Consider the following 19,125-nt stretch of genomic DNA (forward strand, 5'->3'; position numbering starts at 1 on the left):
GGGAAGCCTGACGCGGCAGCCCGCGCGTAATGTTGGCGGGTTAGGATCGGCTTATGCTGACCCGCGCCCGAACGTCGCCCGGTCTCGAGGTTCGCACGCGCGAAGGCGTCGTACGTGGGGTGCGTGAGCGCGGCATCGAAGCGTGGCGCGGAATTCCGTTCGCAGCCCCACCCGTCGGAGCCCTGCGGTTTCGCGGCCCCAGGCAGCCCGAACCTTTCACGGGCATCCGGGATGCCAGCCGATTCGGGGCGGTGTCGGCCCAGTCGCGGGAGGGCAACTTCATCGGCGCCGCGAAGAACGCGCCGATGGGCGAAGACTGCCTGACCCTCAACATCGTGCGCCCGGCCCGGCCAGCTGCCGACACGGTTTCGATGCGCCCGAACGCGGCGCCGGATGCCGCACCGCTGCTGCCCGTCATGGTGTTCATTCACGGCGGGGCGTACAGCGTTGGCTCCTCGTCGGAGGTGCCGCGCAACGGCGACACCCTCGCTCGCGACGGAAACGTGGTCTACGTCAGCATCAACTACCGCCTCGGAGCCCTCGGCTTTCTCGACTTCACCGGGTACTCGACGCCCGAGCGCCCGATCGAGAACAACCTCGGTCTGAAGGACTGCGTAGCGGCGCTCGAGTGGATCCAGGCGAACATCCGCGAGTTCGGGGGCGACCCTCTGCGCGTAACGCTGTTCGGGGAGTCGGCCGGGGCGAACGCGGTGACGACGCTCATGACCGTGCCGCGGGCATCCGGACTCTTCGCCCGCGCCATCGCCCAGAGCTCACCCACGAATGCGGTCTACCCACCCGACCTCACCCGCGAGTGGGGCGCACAGTTCGTCGAACTGCTGAGCTCGCGCATCGCCAACGACAGCGTCGAGAACACCACGGCCGAAGACGCGGGCGAAATGCTGGTCACGGCCGACTGGCGAGACCTCGTGCGGGCGACAGATGCTCTCACCACGAGGGCCCCTGACTCCGACCCCGGAACCATCGCCCTCTGCCCCGTCATCGACGGGGACTTTCTGCCCGAGCGCCCCCTCGATGCGTTCAAAGCCGGGCGTGCGCATCCGATTCCGCTCATCATCGGCACAAACGATCGCGAAGGAGCTCTCTTCACCGGGCGCCTCGACATCCTTGCGACGACACCCCAGCGCATCCGCGCCATCTTCGCGAAGACGAAAAAGAAGGCGCGCAAGGCGATCAAGGCCGAGTACCCGGGCCTGCCGGCCAAGCGCCCTGCCGCCGATTTCGGCGGAGACTACGCGTTCTGGTACCCCACGGTGAAGGTAGCCGAACGGCATTCGCGCTTCGCCCCCGTGTACTTCTATCGCTTCGACCTCGCCCCACGGCTCGTGCGGCTCGCCGGGTTCGACGCCACGCACGGCCTCGAACTCTTCGCGGTGTTCGACCGTCTCGGCTCTCCCTTCGGGCACACGATGACCCTTCTCGGAGGCCGCCGCCCGTTCCTTCGCGCCGGCGCCCGCATGCGGCGCTACTGGTCGTCGTTCGCCTACACCGGGGTTCCGGATGCCCGCCTCCCCGACTCCGCACGAGAACCGGCATCCGCTCCCGTGCCGACCCTCGCAGCCGACCTGTCACCCGCGTCCAACCTGCCGCATGTTCGCGCCTCGGTGCCCCGAACGCGTCGTACCACCCGCGCTCTCGATCAGTCCCGCGTTCTCGACCAGTCCCGCGCTCCCCACCAGTCCCGCGCTCTCGACCAGTCCCGCGCTCTCGTGTGGCCCCGCTATGACGAAGCGCGCCGCCGCACCCTCATCATCGACAGCGATGACCGTATCGAGTCAGACCCACGCCGTTCTCGTCGTCTCGCCTGGCTGGCGTTCGTTCCGCACGTGTGACACCTTCAGCTGTCGCTGTCGCTGTCGCTGTCGCTGTCGGCTGTCGTTGTCGTTGTCGCGGCTGCTGTTGCTTCACTTCCTGTCGCGGCCGCCCCCAGACTCCACACCCGCCGGCCCGCCCGAGCGAGCACCATTGAACGCCCGGGCGAATGCCGCGCGAATGGCTGTCTCGCCCGGACCGACCAGGTTGGTGAAGCCGAGCCGCTTGGCCTCGGTGGCGCGGAGGGCGCTCGAGGTGACGGGCCGCACCTCGCCCGCGAGGCTGATCTCGCCGAACGCGACGAAATTGTGCGGCAGCGCGAGGTCGCTCGCGGCGGAGGCAATGGCGAGCGCGATGGCCAGGTCGGCCGCCGGTTCGGTGAGCTTCACCCCGCCGACGGTCGACACGTACACGTCTTTGTCGCTCAGTCTGACCTTCATGCGACGCTCGAGAACCGCGAGGAGCATCGACACGCGCGAGGAGTCGACCCCGTTCGTGACCCGGCGCGGGTTCGGCGCGGTGGTGCCGACGACGAGAGCCTGAACCTCGACGGGCAGCGCGCGGCGCCCTTCGAGAGCGACCGTGACACAGGTACCGCTCACGGCCTCGCTGCCCCGGCTGAGAAACAGACCGCTCGGGTCGGGTACTTCGCGAATACCTTCGCCCGTCATCTCGAAGCAGCCCACCTCGTCGGTGGGACCGAACCTGTTCTTCAGCGTACGAACAAAACGCAACGACGTCTGCCGGTCGCCTTCGAACTGGCACACGACGTCGACGAGGTGCTCGAGCACACGGGGGCCGGCAATAGACCCGTCTTTGGTGACGTGCCCGACGAGCAGCACCGGCAGCGAGCGCTCTTTCGCCACCCGAATGAGAGCCGACGCGACGGCCCGCACCTGCGTGGGGCCGCCAGCCGAGCCCTCGATGGTGGAGCTGCTGACAGTCTGAACCGAATCAACGATGACGAGGTGCGGCATGACCGCGTCGATCTGGCCGAGAATCGTGGCCAGGTCGGTCTCGGCGGCGAGCATGAGGGTGGGGGAGAGAGAACCGGTTCGTTCGGCCCGCATCTTGATCTGACCGACCGACTCTTCGGCGCTGACGTAGAGCACGCGGAGGTGCTCCTGGGCCGCTCGCGCCGCAACCTCGAGTAGCAGCGTCGATTTGCCGACGCCCGGCTCACCCGACAGCAGAATGGCGACGCCGGGCACCAGGCCGCCACCCAGCACACGGTCGAACTCGGTGATACCGGTGGCCCAGTGGGTGGCCGCGTCGGTCTCGATCTCGGTGATGGGGCGGGCGATGCGGCCCTCTTCGAGGTTGACCGCGCGCACCTGGCCGTGCAGCCCAGTGGTCTCGGCCGCAGAGACGACCGTGCCCCACGACTGGCACTCACCACAGCGGCCGGCCCACCGCAGGGTGGTCCAGCCGCATTCGGTGCACTTGAAGTTGCTGAGGGGCTTGGTTGGCATGACTCAACGATAGGCGGGCCCACCGACAGTGCCGGAACCCGCGCCCCCCACTGTGGAGAGCTCGGGCATCCGGAGCCGTGTGAGCGAGTGGAGCGGCCTGCTACGCCTCGGGGTCTTTCGGCGCGTGGTCTTTTTTGCCCTGCGCGGCGAGCGTGGCAGCACGCTCGGCGAGGCGGCGCTTCATCTGAAACTGGGCGTCGTCGATGATCGCCTGGTCGAGCGGCGGGTTGTTCGGCTGGGAAGCGCCGTGATACTTCTGAATGTAGGCGTCGAGTTCGGGGCCCGAGGTCCACGATGAAATGAGAGAGTACCGGGGCAGAGGGCCGGTGTGCCACACCGCGTGCCAGAACCGCTGGGTGTCGACGACGACCTGCGAGCCAGCCGGGAGTGGGATGCGCACCTCGGTCTCGGGGTCGAACCGGTCTTCGCGCAGAATGAGCACCGAGTCGGGATCGTCGCTGAGGTTGAAGAAGCTGCGCACGATCCACCCGGTGCCGTCGGGGTTGAGGCGGTTGTTGTCGTCTTGGTGCAGGTTGTAGATGGCGCCTGCATAGTCGTTCGGCTGCAGTTCGATGACGCGGCAACGCCCGACGTTCGCGCCGGGCTCTTCGGCGCGGGCCTTCAGAATGGGGGCCTTGTCGACGTTTGCCTGCACCCAGACCCCGTCTTTGTCGGTGCGCGGAGGGGTGTGGTTCCAGAACCCGTTGCACTCCATCTCGCCGAAGGCGCTCGCGAGCGGGGCCCAGCGGGTGTCGCCCGACGACTTCCAGTCGACGTATTGGAGGTTGAGCCACTCTTGCGGGTCGGCGGCTTGGTCGTACGCGTCGAGTACGACGTAGCCCTTCTTTTCGAAGGCGGGGGATGTGATGTAGCTCATTTGGGTAAATGTGCCTTCCAGTAAGAGATCAAGCGCGTTTTTACATGACCTAGTAAGGCGAGCTTAACACTTGGGTACTAGCGAACTCAGGAGCTCTTCCATCGCCGAAAGACCTCGACTTCAGGAATGTTCTGCCGCTGCCCGCCCGAGTGCACGATGTCGTCGCCGTCGACACTGAGTTGCGTGCGATGCGCGCCGAGCGCCCGCATCTTGGCCGCCCGAAAAGGCCCGAGCGGCACGGCGATGTCACCGGCTTCGGCTTCGGCTTCGGCGGCTTCTGCGACGATGACGTACACGGGGACACCGGCTGCAGACGCCGCGTCGATGCCGGCCTCGTGGATTCGCACGTGATCCGGATGCCCGTACCCACCCCGCTCGTCGTACGTCACCACCAGCGAGGGTGTGACCTCAGCAATGACCGCACCGATCTCGGCGACGACCTGCTCGAACGGAGCCAGGCTCAGCGCATCGGCGGGAGCATCAGACGCCGCCTTGGCAAAGCCATCGTCGCCCCACCGCATTCCTGAATCGGAATATAACCGTGAGGTGCCGAGGAATCGATGCTCAGTGACACCCAGCTCAGCGAGCGCTTGGGAGAGCTCGTGCACGCGCACCGCGGCCAGCTCGGCCGTGCCCTCGAGGTGCTCGAGCGGGCCGGCGACCACCTCGCCGCGCTCGCCCCGAGTACCCGTGAGCAGCACCACCCGCACACCACCGCTCACGAGATGGGCCATCAGGCCACCCGTGGCGATGGTCTCGTCATCGGGGTGCGCGTGCAGCAGCAGCACGGTCGGTTCGGAAGAACCGCCGCCGCCCTCTGTCAGCTCGGGGAATACCATCTGTGAACCCTACGGTCGAGATCTGAACCAGTGCCCGGCTGTTCTACTGCACCGCGCTCGACGTCGCCCAGAGGTTGATGCCCGCCTCAACGGCGTGCTCGTCGATGGCATCGAGCTCGCTCTGCTCGAATGACAGGTTCTGGGTGGCCGCAAGGTTGTCATCGAGCTGCTTGACGCTCGACGCACCGATGAGTACTGACGTCACCCGCTCGTCACGCAGCGCCCACGACAGGGCGAGTTGCGCCAGTGTCTGTCCGCGGCCCGACGCGATGTCGTTCAGCGCGCGCAGGTGCGTCAGAGTGTCGTCGTTGACGAAGCTCTGCTGCATCGAGCCGTTCAGGGCTGCCCGCGAATCGGAAGGAATTCCGCCGAGGTAGCGGTCGGTCAGCAGACCCTGCGCGAGTGGCGAGAACGCGATGCAGCCGACGCCGAGGTCGCCGAGGGTGTCGAGAAGGCCGCTCTCGATCCACCGGTTGAACATGGAGTACGACGGCTGGTGAATGAGCAGGGGAGTACCGAGGTCGGCCAGGATGCGTGCCGCCGCGACGGTGCGCTCGGGCGAATAGCTCGAGATGCCTGCGTACAGGGCGCGACCCGAGGTGACCGCCGTGTGCAGGGCACCCATCGTCTCTTCAAGCGGGGTGTCGGGGTCGGCTCGGTGGGAGTAGAAGATGTCGACGTAGTCGAGCCCCATGCGGGAGAGGCTCTGGTCGAGCGACGCGAGCAGATACTTGCGTGAACCGAGGTCTCCGTACGGCCCCGGCCACATGTCGTAGCCCGCCTTGCTCGAAATGACCATCTCGTCGCGGTACGGGGCGAAGTCTTCGGCGAAGATGCGCCCGAAGTTCGTCTCTGCGCTGCCGTAGGGCGGCCCGTAGTTGTTCGCCAGGTCGATGTGGGTGACGCCGCTGTCGAACGCGCGGCGGAGAATGGCGCGCTGCGTCTCGGTAGACGTCGTGTCGCCGAAGTTCTGCCAGAGGCCGAGCGACACGGCAGGCAGTTTCAGGCCACTGCGCCCGGTGCGTCGGTAGGGAAGGAGGTCATAGCGGTTCTCCGCTGCTGAATAGGTCACAGATCGATCTTGTCATGTCACCCGCTCCATCGCTTGGAGAAAGGGGCCGACCTGTGCCCGCTTCAACACCATCGGCACCGACGCGGGTCGCAGTCGCCGCTCTCCGCTCGCTGCTCGCCGATTGGCGCGGCGCTGCCGGGTGCCGTAAGGTATTCCCCGGTACCGTGTCCGAGCGGCCGAAGGTACATGTCTCGAAAACATGTGTGCTTGAAAGAGCACCGTGGGTTCAAATCCCACCGGTACCGCCATAAAACCCCTGATCAGAAGCGCTTTTTCTCTTACTTGGTGTGCGATTTGCCCACAATTCGCCCATGTGCTGCAGGTATGCGCGTCGTCGTCGGCTCGGAAAGCGCGTGTCTGAAACGCTCTTGGCCAAGGGCGAAATCATTCAGTCCAGGTTTGTGTTTCAGGGTTCCAGCGACAAAGTCCTCCGAGTACTTTGTTCGGCCGAGACGGTCGAGAAACCGTTCGAGCACATAGAGCACGTGTGTCTCGTGTGAGTTGAGTCCTTGTTCGCGGGCTAGGGTGGTTAGTTTGGCGCTGGTGGTGGCTGCGCTTGTCACGTGAGGTACTCCAGTGCGGTGCGGAGCGGCCCTTCGGACCGGGGGATCTGACGGGCGATTTCGATGAGCTTCGCGGGACGGGATCCGCGAAGCCGGAGCCAGTTGCGCAGCGCCTCCGTGGCGATTTCGTAGCCGACGTAGCCGCGAAGTCGGAACGCGTCGATGATCGAGCGCTCTGGGCTGTACATGCCGATAGTGACGCTGCTGCCCTCGATCGGTGTCTCGCGACGTTCGATGTTGAACGTCGAAGTATCGAAGGAGTGCCAGTGTACTGACGCGGTTGTCTTCGGGTGACTGGTGTTGCGGGGGAGCGCGATGTCGATCCTTTCGGGTATCGCGTCCATCAGGTCGTATCGAGCTAATGCGCTGGTCAGGCAGATTGTGGCGAGAGAGGCCCGTGTTGAGATTTCGATGAGACTCAAGTCGGCGAATGGGGCATCGGTGCGACGATAACGTCCGCGGCCGACACGTTCGATCTCACGAAGGTCGAGCAGCTTCTGCAGGTCTCTGACCTGCAACCCAGCGTTACGGGCTTCAGTAAAGGTAAACGTCTCCGGAGGGAGTGCATCGAGCTTCATGGTCTTCGTTGCATTCCCATTTGCATTATCCTGCATACATATAAGTCTATATGTATATAAAATGAATCACCAGGTCGTCGCGGAAATCCCTAGCAGCGGTACATCGGGCGCATACCTAAAGCTTCTCGATGCTCTCCCTGCCCCAGGAAGCCCTAAAAACAGGCATGAGGCACGAACGACTACGAGACGAGTTTCCGAGACAGACAGCACCCGGACAAATCGGAACTTTCGCCGAACTGTTCCGGGGGGAGCGGGGTGCCTCACAAACCTTTGGTTTTGGAGGCACCGTCAGCGGTTCGAGGTAAGTGGTCGGCTGTTGACGGTTTAAAGGGCGGACGCTTGGAAGGACGTGGGTTGTGTTTCTGGGTGAACCGATCGGTTCGCCTCATCTTTCGGGAATGATGAGGCGAAGTTGACGTTCGAATTGGCGTCCTTGGATGTCGGTCGGAATGATGCGTACGTAGAGATATTCGGCGGTTGGTACCCAGTGGGGTAGTTCGTCGGCGGCGTGGGGCGAGTTGGGGATCTCTTGCCTTACTTTATGGGTCTGCTCGTTCGGGGGTTGCGTGACGCTAGATGAGCCAGCGATATCGCTGTACGAGGGGAAGCTTCTTCCACGCTCGACCGAGGCCCCACGTGTCACCGGCGGAGAGGGCGGCGACGGTGATCAGGGCGAGGGCGTAGATGATGCGGTAGTAAGTCCACGAGGGGGCTGGCGATCCGGGCGTAGAACGGCTTCAGCGGCCCGACGACGGAGGGGCTGTTCAGGAATCCCTGGCTGGGGGTTCCGCCGTTGATCCACGCTTTTGCGGCGGGTGTGGAGTAGCCGAGTCCGAAGCGTTTGCCGATGAAGGCCCAGAAGAAGATGAAGCCCGTAGCGAGTCGGAGTGCCGCGAGGACGCGTCGTCCCGTCGTTGAGGACGCGGCCGGGGTGGCCGCGTCGGCATGGAGGTGGTGTTCCTGGCCGGAGGTGGTGGGGCGTGTGAGAGGTTGCGCAGTCCTGACGTACTCGCTTTCTGTTGAGTGGAGCGGCGGGTTCGGTGGTGCGGCGGGTTGGGTGAAGGGTTCGGTCAGGCGGCGGGCGCGGGCCCGTCGGAGGGGGCGGCGTCGGGGATGGGCAGGAGCCCCTGTTCTGCGAGGGAGGCATTGACGATGTCTTCTTCGAGGATGTCTTCGGCGGTTTCGATGCGGTCGGTTCCGGACACATCGGTCGAGGAGGGATGTTTCATGAGGGGGCTCCTGCCTTCTGGGGTTCGCGGGGCGCCGGAGTGTCCGGCAGTGCTGGTGAGGGTGCCACCGGGTTGAAGCTGGCTTCGTGTGGTTTCTGGTCGGGGGAGCCGTTTCGCCAGGACGGCTTCTTGAAGTGGTAGATCAGAAGTGCGGCGCTGACGAAGACTACGAGCCCGCCAGCGACGAGGGCGACGTAGGTGGTGGGGTCACCGATCGGGAGCTGAGTTGGCGGGAAGAACGAGACGAGTAGAGCGAACGCGACGGCGAGGAATCCGATGCCGGCGACGATCCACATGCCGGGCTTGCCGCCGGGGATCTTGAAGGCGCGGGGGAGGTGGGGTTGGGTGTAGCGCAGCCGAATGGCGGCGGCGTACATGAACATGTACATCACGATGTAGAGGCTGATGGTGACGGTGGAGATGAGGAAGAATGCTCCGCTGACGTCGGCGGTGAACAGGTAGATCGATGACACCGCGGTGACGATGATGGCCTGAAGGATGAGGATGTTCCGTTGGACACCGGCCTTGTTCGTCTTCTGCAGGATCGGCGGCAGTACCCCGTCGTGCGCTGTCGTGAGGAGCGCACGGCTGGGAGCGGAGATCCACGCTAGTGCGCCACTGAGTGCCCCGTAGCAGACGAGGACGGCGAGGATCTGTACGAGCCAGTTCATGTTCCACAGCCCCACGAGCACGGTGCCCATCGCGTCGAACACTCCGGTTTGGAGGACGATGTCGTTGTAGGGCACGAGGCCGGCGACGGCGATGGAGCCGAGGAGGAACACGGCGACAGAGATGCCGGAGGCGAGCAGCATCGCGGCGGGGAAGCCGCGCCTGGGGTTCTTCATTTCTCCGACGTGCACGGCTTGTACTTCGACGCCGGCGAAGAGGAGCATGATGTTGCCGAGGAACGCGAGGGAGCCGAGGCCGGTGAGCAGGGGTAGCAGGCGCGGAGTGCTGTCACCGTTCACGACGGTCGCGACGGCGGGGTCTGTGGCGGTGGTCCAGCCCATCGCATGCCCGGTCGCTGCCCAGTAGATGAACAGGCCGAGCAGCGCGGCGCCGGGGACGACGGTACCGACGAGGAAGCCGTATTTAGCGATCTTCGCGAGCAGTGCGTTGCCGCGGAGAGCGACGAGGGTCGCGAGCCAGTAGCTGACGATGCAGAACACGCCGACGTAGACGTGTGCCTGCGCGAGCCCTGCCTGGTTCAGGGCGTAGGCGGCTGCTGCTGCGGCGAAGGCGAGTCCGGTGGGGTACCAGACAACGTTCTGGATCCATTGCAGCCAGATGCCGACGAACCCCCAGCGCTGCCCGAACGCTTCACCGATCCACGTGTACACGCCGCCTTTGCGGTTGGAGAACGCGCTGCCGAGCTCCGCAGAGATCAGGGCGGCGGGGACAAGGAAAAGGAGGGTGGCGAAGCCGATGTAGACGAACATGGTGAGTTCTTCTTTGGCCATCACGGGGAGCCCGCGAAGGCTCGTGACGACGGCGGCCGCGGTGAGGAATGCGACCGTCGGTACGGTCATGGCAAGGTTGTTCTTTTTCTTCTTCGATGCGAATGAGGTTCGCTTGGGGCTGCTCATGAGTGCACCAGCTCACTGGGTACCGCGGCGGTTCCGGTGTGGCTGAAGCTAGGGGCTTCGGCCGCGGTGAGGGGACGCGAGGGCGGCCGGTTGTCGAGTTTGGTGATCGCGTTGCCGAGGTCGGCGAGGAGCAGGTCGGCCATGTCTATGCTGAGGCCGTGCCGAACGATGATGCGCTGCACAGTGACAGCCTCCTGGTTCGGTGGGAGGGTGTAGGCGGGCACGAGCCAGCCCCTCGTGCGGAGTTCTTCAGCGAGGTCGAAGAGGTTGAATGAGGACGTTTCTCCGGTGAGTTTCCAGGTGACGGCGGGGATGCCCTCCTGCGGGTTGCCGTCGAAGACGATGTCGAACCGGCCGGTGTTCCGGATGCCCGTGCTGAGGTGCTTCGCGACGGCGTACGTCGCGGACTGTACCTTCCGATAGCCCTCTTTGCCGAGGCGGAAGAAGTTGTAATACGAGGCGACGACCTGTCCGCCGGGGCGGGAGAAGTTTAGGTTGAAGGTCGGCATCGACCCGCCGAGGTAGTTGACGTTGAAGATCAGCTCCTCCGGGAGGTCGGCGGCCTGACGCCAGATGACCCAGCCGCTGCCAAGGGGTGCGAGTCCGGTTTTGTGGCCGGAGACGTTCACCGATTTCACGCGCGGCAGCCGGAAGTCCCACTGGATGTCGGGGGCGCAGAACGGGGCGACGAACCCGCCGCTGGCGGCGTCGACGTGGATGTCGATGTCCAGCCCGGTTCGCAGCTGCAGGTCATCCAGGGCGGCGCTGATGGCGTCGACGTCTTCGAACTTGCCGGTGAAGGTCTGGCCGAACGTGACGACGACGGCGATGGTGTTCTCGTCGCAGAGCGCGAGGGCTTCGGCTGGGGTCATGATGTTGCCGGCGTTCATGGGTGCCTGGCGGAGTTCGATGTCGAAGTAGCGGGCGAATTTCTCCCAGCACACCTGCACCGGACCGCAGACCAGGTTCGGCTGGGCGGTGTCTTTGCCGGCTGCCTGGCGGCGGGCCTTCCACCGCCATTTCGCGGCGAGCCCGCCGAGCATTGCGGCTTCACTTGACCCGGTGGTGGAGGTGCCAATGGTGGTGGCGGCTTCGGGGGAGTGGAAGAGGTCGGCGAGCATGTGGATGCAGCGCGTTTCGAGTTCTGCGGTTTGGGGGTATTCGTCTTTGTCGATGATGTTCTTGTCCAGCGAGTCATCCATCAGTTGGCGGACTTCCGGTTCGACCCAGGTGGTGCAGAACGTGGCGAGGTTCATGCGGGCGACGCCGTCGAGCATCAGTTCGTCTTTCACGAGCTGGTAGACGTCGCGAGGTTCCTGTTCATGTTCCGGGAAGCGGGTCTTGGGGGCCCGGGTGGTCATGGGGGTGGAGGCGAAGATGTCGTCCATCTCGTTGTCGACGACAACGTCGGGGTCTGTGCGTGTCATGGTCCTTCTCGATTCCGGTTGGGGTGTTTCGGGGGTGATGGTGGGCGTCACCAGGCGTAGATGCGGGGGATGATCTGGTCGCGGGGGATCTGGTCGGGCCCTGGGTGCTCGATGACGATGGGTACACCGTCAGGGCCTGGCCGTTCGACGATGTCGAAGCCGTCGACCGTCTGCGCGGTGACGTGGGGTGAGAGTTCCCGGAGAAGCGTTTCGCAGCGACGGAGGTCTTCGAGGGTGTCGGCGCTCCAGATCAGGTATTGGATCCCGATCGCGCCGAGGGGGTGTTCGGCCCAGGACCCCAGTTCTCGGAGGTAGAGCTGGTAGTCACCGGGGCTGACGAGGAGAGCTGCTGAGGTGTCGCGGGCAGTGACGGTGGCTTGCAGCAACTGGGTGTAGAAGTCGACGGACCGGCTTAGGGTTTTCACGAACATCACCGCGGAGGAGAGCTTCACAACAACGCGGCGGAGTCAGGCGTCGTCGTCGTGCATGACGAGGACGGGGCAGTGCGCGTGTTCTGCGCACGCAGTGCTGACAGAGCCGAGCAGGAGGCCGGCGAAACCGCCGTGGCCGCGACTACCGACCACAAGCATCTCGGCGCCCTTGCTCAGTTCGACGAGCACTGCGGCAGCGTTACCCTGCCTGACAACGGGGGTGAACCACTCTGGCGCGGTGCCCTCGAACGCGTCTTTCACTATTTTGTTCATGATCTGTAACGCGTCGGTCTCGGGTGACCAGTCGGTGAAGTTGTAGCCTCCGTATCCGTTGGGGATCTGCCAGGCGACAACCCCCTGCACGGCCGAATTCGACCCGGCCGCGAGGGTCACCGCTTTCCGGAGTGCCGCTAGGGACGAGGGGGAGCCGTCAAGTCCGACAACGATGCGGGTGGTCCGGACGAGGTTGGCCTGTTCGTCGAAGGCGAGGGCGGTGTTGTATTCGTCGGTCGTGACGCCGGTGCCGTCGACGCCGAACCGAGATACTCGTCCGTCGGGTTCTTCTTCACCGATCGGGTGGCCCGTTCGGTCATGCGTTTCGGGTGCCGTGGGGAATGTCATGGTGTCAGATTCGCACCGATCAAAGACCCTCAAATAGGGTCTTTGGTCACAACCCGTGGAACGCTACCGGTCAGCTGGGCAAGTTCACGCGGTGGGACCAATGGCACTACTGATGGGTTGATTCGGCCTGGGTTTAGTTCCGATCTTTAGATAAGGATGGGAACACGATGGCTAGTAAATATGATCCTGAGCTTCGGCAGCGTGCGTTGCGGATGCTTGTTGAGGCACGAGCGGGGTATCCGAGTTTGCATGCGGCCTGTCAGCACGTGGGTGGGCTGCTTGGGGTGTCGCCTGACACATTGCGGGTGTGGCACCGCCGGTACGAGATCGATGCCGGGGTGCGGCCCGGTGTCACGACGGATATGACGGAAGAGAACCGGAAGCTCAAGCGTGAGAATGCTGAGCTGCGGCGCGCGAATGAGATCTTGAAAGCGGCGAGCGTGTTTTTCGCCAAGGAACCAGGCCGCCCCACGACGAGATGATCTGTTTCATTGAAGACGATCTGCTGATTCCCGAGGTGACACGGTTGCACGCGGAGAACTAGGGCGTGTACGGGCGACGGAAGATGCATGCGCTGCTGCGCCGGCAGGGCTGGGATATCGGCCGGGACCAGACCGAACGGCTGATGCGACTCGCGGGAGTCCGCGGTGTCAGACGGTCGAAGAGAGTGTTCACGACGAAATCCGACCCCACCGCCGCCAGGCCCACTGATCTCGTTCAGCGACGCTTCACCGCTGACGGTCCGCGTCGACTCCGGGTCTGTGACGTGACCTACGTCGCGACATGGTCTGGGTTCGCTTATGTCGCGTTCGTCACGGATGTTTACTCCAGACGTATCGTCGGCTGGAACGTCGCGTCGACGTTACGGGCGGACATTCTGCCGCTGCAAGCACTCGATATGGCGGCGTGGGCGGCGGGCGGTAATCTCGACGGGCTCACGCGCCACTCCGATCACGGGTCGAACTACATGGCGATGGTCTACACCGACCGGATCGTCGAGCTCGGTGCGAAACCATCAACAGGAACCGTCGGTGATTCATACGCCAATGCCCTGGATGAGGCGGTGAACGGGCTGTACAAGACCGAACTCGTCAGGCAGCGTGGCCCGTGGCGCACCGTCGAGCAAGTCGAGCTTGCGACCCTCGAATACGTGTGGTGGTGGAACAACCAGCGCCTCCACGGCGAACTCGACATGCGCACACCCATCGAAGTCGAGAACGCGTACTACGCTGACATCAAAGCACCTCCGGTACTGACCCAGTAACGGACAAACCGGTCGGAACTAAACCCAGGCCGAATCATTCGCTTAGTCCAGCGGCCTGCTGGACTAACTCGGCGCGGGTAGCGTGAGCGCATGGTTTCTGAGATTGGATCGGTACCTTCGGACTATCCGCTAGTCCTTGAAGACCTCAAGAGTCGAGTGCGCGCGGCCCGTTTGACGGCGCATCGTCGTGTAAACGCGGAACTGATCATGTTGTACTGGTCAATAGGCAATACCGTCTTGCAACGCCAGATCGACGAGGGGTGGGGTTCTCAAGTCGTCACGCGTCTCGCTGAAGACCTTCGCGCGGAGTTCCCCGCCATGAAAGGGTTCTCGAGATCAAATGTGTTCTACATGCGTTCGTTCGCGGGGGCATGGCCGGACCTTGACCAATTAGTCCAGCAAGCTGCTGGACTATTGCTGTGGGGCCATATCATGGTGATCCTTGACAAGCTCGAGACTCAAAGCGAACGCGACTGGTACGTAGCGAAGGCTGCCGAGCATGCCTGGTCGCGGAACGCTTTGATGAACCAGATCATGAATAGGACGCTGCAGCGCACGGGCGCTGCGCCGTCGAACTTCGCAGGCCAACTCGCGCCGGCGGACTCGGACCTCGCGACCCAGCTTTCGAAAGATCCCTACGTCTTCGACTTCCTCGATCTCACAGACGAGGTCGCCGAACGCGACCTTGAGCAGGCGTTGATGGACCGGATCGTTGAGACTCTTCGCGAGTTCGGTGCTGGCTTCGCGTTCGTCGGACGACAGGTGCACTTCGATGTTGGCGGCGATGACTTTTTCGTGGACCTGCTCTTTTTTCACACTGAGCAGCTCCGTTATGTGGTCATCGAGCTGAAGATGGGTAAGTTCGAGCCGGGCTATACGGGCCAGCTCGGTTTCTATATCGCGGTTGTCGACGACAAGATGCGCCGGGATTTCACCGACCGACCGGCGGTATCCTGATCTGCGGTAGCCATAACGCCCGCACGGTTCGTTATGCGCTGGGGCAAACCGGATCGCCGATGGCGGTATCCACGTATACCTACGAGTCGTTACCCGCCGACGAGCAGGCGGTCTTGCCGACCGCAGATCAGATCGCCGCCGCGCTGGATTGGCAAGTCACCGATCACTCGGAACAATGACAGATCATTGTGGGAACGGATAATCGCTCATCTTCGACTCGAAGCCCATTTGGCTTGCCCACATCTTGCCCACAACTGAGTGTGACTCCGATCATTCAAACAGCTCTGGAGTGAGTCGAGAAGCCTGTATTTCCGCGGATCTTGCACGGATCCCAATCGCTGCAAGGGTCCAGATTAGAGTTCAAATCCCACCGGTACCGCCATAAAACCCCTAGTCAGAGGCGCTTTTCCCCTCAGTCAGGGCATGATTTGCCCACAATTTAACCACGAGTGCCTGATTAGCGCAGGCCACGTGATGGGCCCCGGAAGAGAACCATGGGGCGGAGTCGGTCTGCTGTCGAGCACCTGCTTTCCATTCTCGCAAGGATTGCGATCCACGCAATCAGATGTTTATCTGCTGTAGTCTTGAGCGATGAGTACCGCGACTTTCACTGACCTTCTTCGCAAGCCCAGGGAGGTTCTGGCCCATATCGATGAAGGCCAGGTTCGTATCACGCGTCGTGATGGTGACGATCTGGTGATTTTGCGCGGCCATGATCTCGACGTACTCCAGAACGGCACGGCTCTGTCGAGTCGGTTGATTCGGGCGATCGGCCGGAACCAGAATAATGTCGTTGCGGCGCTGACCGACTTGTTTGCGTGGACTGCCGAATTTTCACCTGATGAGCTTGCTTTGTATGCGGCTGAGATTGAGCAGTTGGTTTATTCGTCAAGCGAGCTGGGTTCGTACGATCGTTTGTTGCAGGCGCAACAGGAATGGCAGGAGACGGCGTTGGCGTATGCGATGGGCATGAGCCAGGTTGAGCCCATCGAATTGCCAACTGTTCAGGTGCGAGTCGAACGTCCGTAGATGGCCGGGAAGAGAGACATCCCGGTTCCCCGGCCACTCAAAGGCACCGAGTATGAGATCTTCTTTGGCAGCGCCTCTGCTGAGCGGGGCTGGGGTGATCTGAAGGCGGTAGCGAAGAATGCTCTCGCGGATGCTCACGACTACTTACGAGTTCATCCGGCCCTGTTCGACTCTTCCCGGTGCTACCGACTCAAAGGGGACTTGGCCGTCGTAATCGTCGACGGCGTGGAGCTACCGCAGTGGCAGTACAAGGTCACTGACGGCGCCCGCATTTGGTACGTCGTCGACGAGCCCACCGCCAAGCCGAAGAAGCCCGGCCGGGTGATCATCACGAGAGCCGCGACCGGACACCCGAACGAGACGGATTCCGCTAAGAATTTCCGCTAGCCTTCGTGCGGGTAGGCGCTACTCGAGGAAATAGGACAGAATTTTCTCGTCGTTATCCAGGACTCCATCCGAGGCCACTCCGAGCTGCCGCGCAAGCTCGACCGATCCGAGGAAGGCGTCGTCGACATCGGGTGAGAAGCCTCGTTCGAGCACGCCGAGGTAGTCGGACATGCCCGCGTCGAGCTTCTCGATGAGTTCCTGGTATTCGGCGGAGATCTGGTCGTCGAGCAGTCGCTGCTCGCCAAGGTAACGTGCGATCAGTGCTGCTTCTCGCTTCGAGAGAGAGGACGAGACCGCTTTGTACATGACGATGCCGACTGTGTTGCCGATCACGGCGCCCAGGATGGGTACGGGAATGAGCGCCTGTCCAACGAAGGACGACAGAGTGCCGACGGCAGCTTCTAACGAGACGAGCTCGGCGTTCTGAATGAATTCCAGTTCTTCGATCTCGCCGCGGCGGAGCTTGTTGGCCTGTCCCGCGATACCGAAAGCAGCAGTCACGATCGAATTGGCGGCAGCTGCAGACGTTGCGGTGAAGTTAGTGAGTGAATAAATACTCACGCCCCGGACGCCGCCCCTAACGAAGCCGAAGCCGGTCTCCTTCGCGATGCCGATCCACTCATCGGCCGTGAAATCCTTGAGCTTCGTGCCATCCCGCCGCTTCTCGGCCACGGCCAGCACGAGGCTGGTCGCGCCTTCGATGGCGGCGGCGCCAAGCGTGACCTTCGCACCCTGCTTAGCCGACGGCCGACTCTGTTGGTAGGCGTCGTCACGCCGAGACTGGTCGGTGGAGCGAAGGGAGTCCTTTTCCGCGGTCAGCGTCGAGCCGTAGGCGCCTTTTTGCGCTTCGTGGTATTTCAGGGTCGATGGTTCAAGTGACTCGATGCCGACATCGCCGGTCTCGAAGAAGGCGTGCACCCGCTGCCAGCTCGCGAACGACGGGCCGTCGCCGCTACGCGTCAGCAACGTGCTCGCATCCTCGCGCGACAGAGTGTGCAGGCTCTGGATGACCTCGAAGTGGTCGCCGGGAATCTGGTACTTCCCGCCGTTCTTTACGAAGTCGGGATACTTCTGGAGGTGCTCCGCGATCGCGCCAAGTCCGAACCGGCCGCCAGCCGCAACAAACTTCTGCTGAATCTCCACGCCGCCGCGCATCAGGTCCACTGGGCCGTTGTCGTTCACCCACCGATAGGCGGTATCCGCCCCGAGCACTTGCCTCCGAGCGTTGCCGACGCCCACTTCTGCGACCTCGGCGATGAAGCCGTGCATACCCGTCACGCCGCCGCGGTTGGTGACGACCACTTCAAGATCGATCTTCCGGAGCGCCTCGTCAACGCTGGTGAGCGCATCCTGAAGGTTCAGGTCCTGCCGACGGAGGGCGGTAAGCAGGTTGTCCAGCCGGAGCTGGTTGAGGTAATTCACCCACGCAGCGACCGCCTTCTCCTGGCTACGTTTTGTGAGACTCGCTGGATCAGTCATCGTCGGCACCCTGCTCGACGTGCTTGATCAGAAGGGCCGCGGCAGCCTTCGTGTTGTTGACCAGCGCGGCGAGCTGAGATCTCTCGGGCGCAGATAGTACGAGGAAGTCGGCAGCGAAATGACGTAACGCGTCACCGTAACTCTTCATCAGCAGCCCGCGGAGAGTGGCGGTGCGTTGAAGGAGATCATCGATTTTGGCATCCATGCCTCTAACGAGGGCGGTATTACGCTTGACCGCCGAGAGGGCGTGTTGCTTTGTCTCTCGGTTGTCGAACTTCACTTTCGCGAAGAGAAGAATCGAGACGAGCAGTGTTGCGCCGGCGATTGTCCAGCCGATCGGGCCAGCCAATGCGAGCAGTGCTGTGCCTGCAGCGGTTCCGCCGCCACCGGCAGCCAGAGCCCCGCCTCCCAACCAGGCCAGTGCAGCCTGACTGGCTGCTGCCCCAGACAGTGTCGAGATCGCGGTACCGGTGGATGCTGTGCCGAATGTCGTGGCGACCCAGATCGCCACCGTCGGCGCAATGCTCGCTACCGCGGCACCCGCAGCAAAGCCGCCACCGCTGCTGATTGCCGATAAACGTGCCGCGGCGAGTTCCTTGCGAGCGATCTCTTCCGCGTGCAGGAACCGTTTCCGGGCCGCTTGGATCTCGTCGAAGTCGGTGTCGAACGTCTTGGGAGTGTTGGCGATGCTGTTCACTAACAACGCGATCAGTTCGATCAGGTCGGTCGAGCGTTCGCGCTGACGCAGAAGCGACAGGCCCTTATCGCTCATCGCGGTGAAGGAGTCGTTGTACTCCGCGATGGCCCCTTCGTAAGGGTCCGTCTTTTTCGCGGTCAGCTTCTCGACTGTGCCTTTAGCGGCTCCTTTGACGTTGCCGACGTGCCCGACGATCTGCGTTGAAGCGGTTCGAGCGGCTTTACCGACACCGTCGATGGCCCTGCCAACGGCTTCTTTGGCATTGCCCACGTCCAGCGGTTCAACCATCTTGACCCCCGGATGTCTTTGCGGTTCAGCTTCTGGGAAGAGAGTATCGGCGACGGGTGACAGTGTGGGCGCGCTGCACACGACGGACAGCTAGATAAGCACTTTTGAGGACATATTGCGACAAATTATTCGAGAAGAATTGGTTGCCGTGACCGGCCGCAACTTCCAGCGCGACGGACTCGGGCAATGTCCCTCAGCAGCAGCGCCGTTCCATGACCCGACAGCACTACTTTCCGTTCGCCAAGTTGCCGAGCTGCTGGGAACGTCGCTCGACTACGTTTACGATGTCATGAAAAGCGGGGAGCTTCGGGTGATCGAACTCGGCCGCGGTCGCTCTAAGCGACGTGTTACACGAGTCGACTTCGAAAAATTCGTGACGAGCCGGCTGGCCGTTGTCTGAGCGTTTCCTGTGAGCCGCCTGTTAGGCTGAGACCGTCGTCGAGAACTAGCTCGGCGCGCTGCTGAAAGTTGAATCGCCATGAACAATCCTTACAAC

The 19,125-nt window shown here is 63.0% G+C and carries 19 protein-coding genes and 1 tRNA gene; 8 read left to right on the forward strand and 12 right to left on the reverse strand.

Annotated elements, in window-relative coordinates; genetic code table 11:
* The first annotated feature begins 53 nt into the window (after nt 1–53).
* Entirely contained in the window at nt 54–1,853 is a 1,800-nt protein-coding gene (locus D4765_RS02455; protein ID WP_136640634.1) for a carboxylesterase/lipase family protein, read from the forward strand.
* Between the two features lie 72 nt (nt 1,854–1,925).
* Here the strand turns inward: D4765_RS02455 and radA are convergent, their stop codons facing one another.
* The 4 genes from radA to mgrA form a co-directional block, all read right to left on the reverse strand.
* Nucleotides 1,926–3,305: a DNA repair protein RadA gene (gene radA, locus D4765_RS02460; protein WP_136640635.1), complete on the reverse strand. Its 1,380-nt coding sequence runs from the start codon at nt 3,303–3,305 to the stop codon at nt 1,926–1,928.
* Between the two features lie 100 nt (nt 3,306–3,405).
* Nucleotides 3,406–4,182, reverse strand: coding sequence for a hypothetical protein (locus D4765_RS02465; protein WP_136640636.1), 777 nt, complete (start codon nt 4,180–4,182; stop codon nt 3,406–3,408).
* An 86-nt stretch (nt 4,183–4,268) separates the two neighbouring features.
* On the reverse strand, nt 4,269–5,021 hold the full coding sequence (locus D4765_RS02470) for a PIG-L deacetylase family protein (RefSeq protein ID WP_136640637.1): 753 nt from the start codon (nt 5,019–5,021) through the stop codon (nt 4,269–4,271).
* A gap of 43 nt (nt 5,022–5,064) precedes the next feature.
* Entirely contained in the window at nt 5,065–6,093 is a 1,029-nt protein-coding gene (mgrA, locus tag D4765_RS02475) for an L-glyceraldehyde 3-phosphate reductase (protein ID WP_136640638.1), read from the reverse strand.
* 158 nt (nt 6,094–6,251) lie between these two features.
* On the opposite strand from mgrA, the gene D4765_RS02480 reads away from it, so the two are divergent.
* Nucleotides 6,252–6,341 (forward strand) — tRNA-Ser (locus D4765_RS02480).
* Nucleotides 6,342–6,652: 311 nt separating this feature from the next.
* Here the strand turns inward: D4765_RS02480 and D4765_RS02485 are convergent.
* The 6 genes from D4765_RS02485 to D4765_RS02510 form a co-directional block, all read right to left on the reverse strand.
* The gene (locus D4765_RS02485) at nt 6,653–7,270 is read right to left on the reverse strand and encodes a type IV toxin-antitoxin system AbiEi family antitoxin domain-containing protein (RefSeq protein ID WP_237280217.1); all 618 of its coding nucleotides are present in this window, start codon (nt 7,268–7,270) and stop codon (nt 6,653–6,655) included.
* Between the two features lie 1,034 nt (nt 7,271–8,304).
* On the reverse strand, nt 8,305–8,463 hold the full coding sequence (locus D4765_RS19080; RefSeq protein ID WP_161580323.1) for a hypothetical protein: 159 nt from the start codon (nt 8,461–8,463) through the stop codon (nt 8,305–8,307).
* Nucleotides 8,460–10,049 (reverse strand): amino acid permease, encoded by a 1,590-nt coding sequence (locus D4765_RS02495; RefSeq protein ID WP_136640639.1) that lies wholly within the window; start codon nt 10,047–10,049, stop codon nt 8,460–8,462. The genes D4765_RS19080 and D4765_RS02495 overlap by 4 nt, the downstream gene beginning before the upstream one ends.
* The gene (gene gad / locus D4765_RS02500; RefSeq protein WP_136640640.1) at nt 10,046–11,476 is read right to left on the reverse strand and encodes a glutamate decarboxylase; all 1,431 of its coding nucleotides are present in this window, start codon (nt 11,474–11,476) and stop codon (nt 10,046–10,048) included. The genes D4765_RS02495 and gad overlap by 4 nt, the downstream gene beginning before the upstream one ends.
* A 47-nt stretch (nt 11,477–11,523) precedes the next feature.
* Entirely contained in the window at nt 11,524–11,907 is a 384-nt protein-coding gene (locus D4765_RS02505) for a VOC family protein (protein ID WP_237280218.1), read from the reverse strand.
* 36 nt (nt 11,908–11,943) lie between these two features.
* Complete coding sequence (locus D4765_RS02510; protein WP_136640642.1) at nt 11,944–12,528, reverse strand: universal stress protein; 585 nt, start codon at nt 12,526–12,528, stop codon at nt 11,944–11,946.
* Between the two features lie 167 nt (nt 12,529–12,695).
* Between D4765_RS02510 and D4765_RS20080 the strand changes: the two genes are divergently transcribed.
* From D4765_RS20080 to D4765_RS02530, 5 genes are all read left to right on the forward strand, one after another.
* Nucleotides 12,696–13,010, forward strand: a complete 315-nt coding sequence (locus tag D4765_RS20080) for a transposase (protein ID WP_416351961.1) — start codon at nt 12,696–12,698, stop codon at nt 13,008–13,010.
* Between the two features lie 65 nt (nt 13,011–13,075).
* The gene (locus tag D4765_RS02515) at nt 13,076–13,792 is read left to right on the forward strand and encodes an IS3 family transposase (protein WP_416351960.1); all 717 of its coding nucleotides are present in this window, start codon (nt 13,076–13,078) and stop codon (nt 13,790–13,792) included.
* A gap of 90 nt (nt 13,793–13,882) precedes the next feature.
* The gene (locus tag D4765_RS02520; RefSeq protein WP_338054615.1) at nt 13,883–14,749 is read left to right on the forward strand and encodes a PDDEXK nuclease domain-containing protein; all 867 of its coding nucleotides are present in this window, start codon (nt 13,883–13,885) and stop codon (nt 14,747–14,749) included.
* Nucleotides 14,750–15,340: 591 nt separating this feature from the next.
* A complete protein-coding gene (locus D4765_RS02525; RefSeq protein WP_136640643.1) occupies nt 15,341–15,778 on the forward strand; it encodes a hypothetical protein in 438 nt (145 codons plus the stop codon).
* Nucleotides 15,779–16,165, forward strand: coding sequence for a hypothetical protein (locus D4765_RS02530; RefSeq protein WP_201799204.1), 387 nt, complete (start codon nt 15,779–15,781; stop codon nt 16,163–16,165).
* 18 nt (nt 16,166–16,183) lie between these two features.
* Here the strand turns inward: D4765_RS02530 and D4765_RS02535 are convergent, their stop codons facing one another.
* Nucleotides 16,184–17,644 carry a hypothetical protein gene (locus D4765_RS02535; RefSeq protein ID WP_136640644.1) on the reverse strand — a complete coding sequence of 487 codons (1,461 nt, stop codon included), beginning with the start codon at nt 17,642–17,644 and terminating at the stop codon, nt 16,184–16,186.
* Complete coding sequence (locus D4765_RS02540) at nt 17,637–18,629, reverse strand: hypothetical protein (protein WP_136640645.1); 993 nt, start codon at nt 18,627–18,629, stop codon at nt 17,637–17,639. Before D4765_RS02540 ends, D4765_RS02535 begins: the two co-directional genes overlap by 8 nt.
* 148 nt (nt 18,630–18,777) lie before the next feature.
* On the opposite strand from D4765_RS02540, the gene D4765_RS02545 reads away from it, so the two are divergent.
* A complete protein-coding gene (locus D4765_RS02545; protein ID WP_161580324.1) occupies nt 18,778–19,029 on the forward strand; it encodes a helix-turn-helix domain-containing protein in 252 nt (83 codons plus the stop codon).
* Nucleotides 19,030–19,125: the final 96 nt, after the last annotated feature.

This window comes from Subtercola vilae, assembly GCF_004923255.1.
GTDB lineage: Bacteria > Actinomycetota > Actinomycetes > Actinomycetales > Microbacteriaceae > Subtercola > Subtercola vilae.